The following is a 4588-nucleotide window of genomic DNA, read 5'->3' as shown; positions in this document are numbered from 1 at the left end:
GCTACTGGCGCAGATGGCGCGACTGGACCTACAGGTGCTGACGGGGCTACTGGCGCAGATGGCGCGACTGGACCTACAGGTGCTGACGGGGCTACAGGTGCTACTGGCGCAGATGGCGCGACCGGGCCTACAGGTGCTGACGGAGCTACAGGTGCTACTGGCGCAGATGGCGCAACCGGACCGACTGGACCTACGGGGGCTGACGGTGCGACGGGTGCTACTGGCGCAGATGGCGCAACCGGACCGACTGGACCTACGGGGGCTGACGGTGCGACGGGTGCTACTGGCGCAGATGGCGCGACTGGACCTACAGGTGCTGACGGGGCTACTGGCGCGGATGGAGCAACCGGACCTACTGGACCGACGGGGGCTGACGGTGCGACGGGTGCTACAGGTGCTGACGGAGCTACTGGACCGACAGGTACTGACGGGGCTACTGGCGCGGATGGCGCAACCGGACCAACTGGACCTACGGGGGCTGACGGGGCTACTGGCGCGGATGGTGCTACTGGCCCGACTGGACCTACGGGGGCTGACGGGGCTACTGGCGCGGATGGCGCTACTGGCCCGACTGGACCTACGGGTGCCGATGGTGCGACGGGTGCTACAGGAGCAACCGGACCTACGGTAACTTCAGAAGGATTCTCTGCTTTAACTACAGCCGCTGGTGTTGCCGCTTCGCAACAAATTGTTAACTGGACTGTGACTGACCCTTATTTTGCTGACCCTAGCTTCAACCCAGTAACTGGAGTATACACTGTTCCTACAACTGGCAGATATCTAATTACTGCGACAATTGGTTATACAACAACAGCCGCCATTACAATTAACTTAGGACCCGGTATTGACCCAGCCTTTGTCGTACGCAGAATTACTGACGCAACAGATCTTATTACAGGTCTTTTCCCTGTACTGAACGTCAACGTCGTCTTGGTCCTGACATTACGCGCTGTACTTGGTAATGGCACAGTTACTTTGGCTGGCGAAGTCGAACTTACAGCTGGAGAAACTGTTGGATTGTTCTATGTCTCCGATGGATTAACTCTTGCACTGGATTTAGGAGGAGCAGGCAGCGGCGTCTACTGGTCCATTAACCAACTTGCTTAATCTATTTTTAGCTCTGCCAGTTCAATAATCACTAAACTTGATGGCCCTTGGTCCTCTAATAGAGAGACCAAGGGCCTTTTGTGTATATGAAATAAGACATCCTTTTCTCTCAAAGCAACCTTCTTTACCGAACTTATCATTTTTGATCAATAATATTGCGGTCCCATTTAATCAGACAGAAAAATTGCAAGACCTGTCCCCTCCCCTCCTTCAGCACAATCCGCTATTTTTTCTAATTGACTTAATTTATTATATGTAATTTAGAAGCGAATTAGCGGAAGGTACTCCATAAAAGCAACTATTAATCACACAACTACAGCTGTTATATCAATAGCATTAGGAGCAGGTATCTTCCCCTCTTTCCGAGTTAGACGCACATCACCTGGCACAACAGATCTCATTGTAGCGGACTTCCCTATTTTAAATGTCAATATTGCGTTGTTGTTAAGTTTGAGGACTATTTTAGGAAGTGGAGCAGTTACAATAGCAGGCGATGTTTTATTTAACGCAAATGACACTGTGGGTCTTGTCTATGTATCTAACGGACTGACAATTGGTCTATCTCTAGGAGGAACCACTAACGAGGGAATCGTTTGGTCTATTCATCAAATCGCATAATTACAGTTACCTTCAAGACCCTCTATTATTGAGGGTCTTTGTCTTGCCTAGCCATTCATTTCCCTGCCAAAATCCCCTCCCCTGCTTCATTTCCTTGTAGAATTCTTTCCCAATTTCTCTTACACGTTCATATGATACATAGGCGAATATAACGAAGGACGGGGAGGATCATGAACGATAACTCAGATAATGTATCACATACCCGCTTTCCCAAAAGTACATGCAAAAAACTTTCGAAAAAGAAAAAGACACTCCGAAGAAACATTCCATGCACAGCAAAAAAGAAAATACCAAAATGTTGTATCGAAGGTCCAACCGGACCCACTGGACCAAGAGGTGAAACGGGAAGCCGAGGTAAGCGAGGAAAAAGAGGTGCAACAGGAGTTACTGGTGCAACTGGCGCGACGGGACCAACAGGTATAATAGACGTTGATCCCCTTTTCTATGTGATTGGCCCTGTAGGTTCAGCACAAGTCGGTTATAGAGAACAAGTTATTTTTGAATCTGACACAATTCAAATTGAGGTTTCGGAAGGGTCGGCAATTGTTCGCTTAGAGATCGAAAATCCAGGCCCCACTGGACCAACGGGTCCGACTGGCGTTACTGGTGCAAGTGGAGCTACTGGACCGACGGGGTCAACTGGTACAGATGGAGCCACCGGTGCTACCGGTCCGACGGGGCCAACTGGTATGGACGGCGCTACTGGAGCTACTGGATCGACAGGACCAACTGGCGCAGACGGCGCTACTGGAAGTACCGGTCCGACGGGACCAACTGGCGTTGATGGCGCTACTGGACCAACCGGAACCACGGGCCAAACTGGTGCCGATGGAACCACAGGAGCTACAGGGCCAACCGGCGCGGATGGCGCTACTGGAGCCACCGGACTGATAGGGCCAACTGGTACGGACGGCGCTACTGGACCAACCGGAACCACTGGGTCAACTGGTGCGGACGGTGCCACTGGACCGACGGGACCAACTGGCGCGGACGGCGCTACTGGAGTTACCGGACCGACAGGGCCAACTGGTGTGGATGGCGCTACTGGACCAACCGGAAGCACTGGGTCAACTGGTGCGGACGGTGCCACTGGACCGACGGGACCAACTGGCGCGGGCGGCGCTACTGGAGCTACCGGACCGACAGGGCCAACTGGTGTGGATGGCGCTACTGGACCAACCGGAACCACAGGGCCAACTGGTACAGACGGCGCCACTGGACCAACCGGACCGACGGGGCCAACTGGTGTGGACGGCGCTACTGGAGCTGCCGGACCAACGGGGCCCACTGGCGCGGACGGCGCTATTGGACCAACCGGGCCGACGGGAACAACTGGCGTAGACGGCGCTACCGGACCAAACGGTCCGACAGGGTCAACTGGTGCCGTTGGAGCCACTGGAGCTACAGGGCCAACCGGCGCGGATGGCGTTACTGGAGCTACAGGGCCGACGGGACCAACTGGTGCGGACGGTGCTACTGGACCAACCGGAACCACAGGGCCAACTGGCGCGGACGGCGCTACCGGACCAACCGGACCCACAGGGTCAACTGGCGAAGAAGGTGCTACTGGAGCTACCGGACCAACTGGGCCCACTGGGCCAACTGGCGCAGATGGCGTTACTGGCGCTACCGGACCCACAGGGCCAACTGGTGTGGATGGCGCTACTGGACCAACCGGAACCACAGGGCCAACTGGTACAGACGGTGCTACTGGAGCTACCGGATCGACAGGACCAACTGGCGCTGACGGTGCTACTGGAGCTACCGGATCGACAGGACCAACTGGTGCGGACGGTGCCACCGGAGCTACCGGTCCAACAGGGCTAACTGGCGTTGATGGCGCTACCGGAGCCACTGGACCAACCGGAACCACCGGGCCAACTGGCGAAGACGGCGTCACTGGACCAACCGGAACCACAGGACCAACTGGCGCGGACGGCGCTACTGGAGCTACCGGATCGACAGGACCAACGGGTGCGGACGGTGCCACCGGAGCTACCGGTCCAACAGGGCTAACTGGCGTTGATGGCGCTACTGGAGCCACCGGACCAACTGGGCCAACTGGTACAGACGGCGCCACTGGGTCAACTGGCGCTACTGGAGCTACCGGACCGACAGGGCCAACTGGTGAGGACGGCGCTACTGGAGCTACCGGACCGACAGGGCCAACTGGTGTGGATGGCGCTACTGGAGCTGCCGGTTCAACAGGGCCAACTGGCGCTGACGGTGCTACTGGAGCTACCGGATCGACAGGACCAACTGGTGCGGACGGTGCCACCGGAGCTACCGGTCCAACAGGGCTAACTGGCGTTGATGGCGCTACCGGAGCCACTGGGCCAACTGGTACAGACGGCGCCACTGGACCAACCGGAACCACTGGGCCAACTGGTGAGGACGGCGCTACTGGAGCTACCGGACCGACAGGACCAACTGGTGTGGATGGCGCTACTGGAGCTGCCGGATCGACAGGACCAACTGGTGTGGATGGCGCTACTGGAGCTGCCGGATCGACAGGACCAACGGGTGCGGACGGCGCTACTGGACCAACCGGAACCACTGGGCTAACCGGCTCGGATGGCGCCACCGGAGCTACCGGTCCAACTGGGCCAACGGGTGCGGACGGCGCTACTGGAGCCACCGGACCAACAGGGCCTACTGGCGCAGATGGCGTTACTGGACCAACCGGAGCTACCGGTCCAACTGGGCCTACTGGCGAAGACGGCACTACCGGACCAACAGGGCCGACAGGGCCAACGGGTGCCGATGGAGCCACTGGAGCTACCGGACCCACAGGGCCAACTGGCGCGGATGGCGCTACTGGACCAACCGGAACCATTGGGCCAACTGGCGAAGACGGCTTCAC

The 4588-nt window shown here is 57.3% G+C and carries 2 protein-coding genes; both read left to right on the top strand.

The genetic code is table 11. The annotated features are described in order from the left end of the window. Nucleotides 1–1107 (top strand): collagen-like domain-containing protein (locus tag ACFVSO_RS23765; RefSeq protein ID WP_483875073.1); only part of this gene is annotated, 1107 nt, incomplete at its 5' end. Between the two features lie 1307 nt (nucleotides 1108–2414). Beyond that, a partial coding sequence (locus tag ACFVSO_RS23760) for a collagen-like protein (protein ID WP_387478397.1) occupies nucleotides 2415–4588 on the top strand: 2174 nt, incomplete at its 3' end.

Source organism: Paenibacillus sp. NPDC057967, from assembly GCF_042887015.1.
In the GTDB taxonomy this organism is placed as follows: domain Bacteria; phylum Bacillota; class Bacilli; order Paenibacillales; family Paenibacillaceae; genus Pristimantibacillus.
The sequence above is the reverse complement of the archived record's forward strand: the minus strand, read 5'-3'. Positions and strand labels throughout refer to the sequence as shown.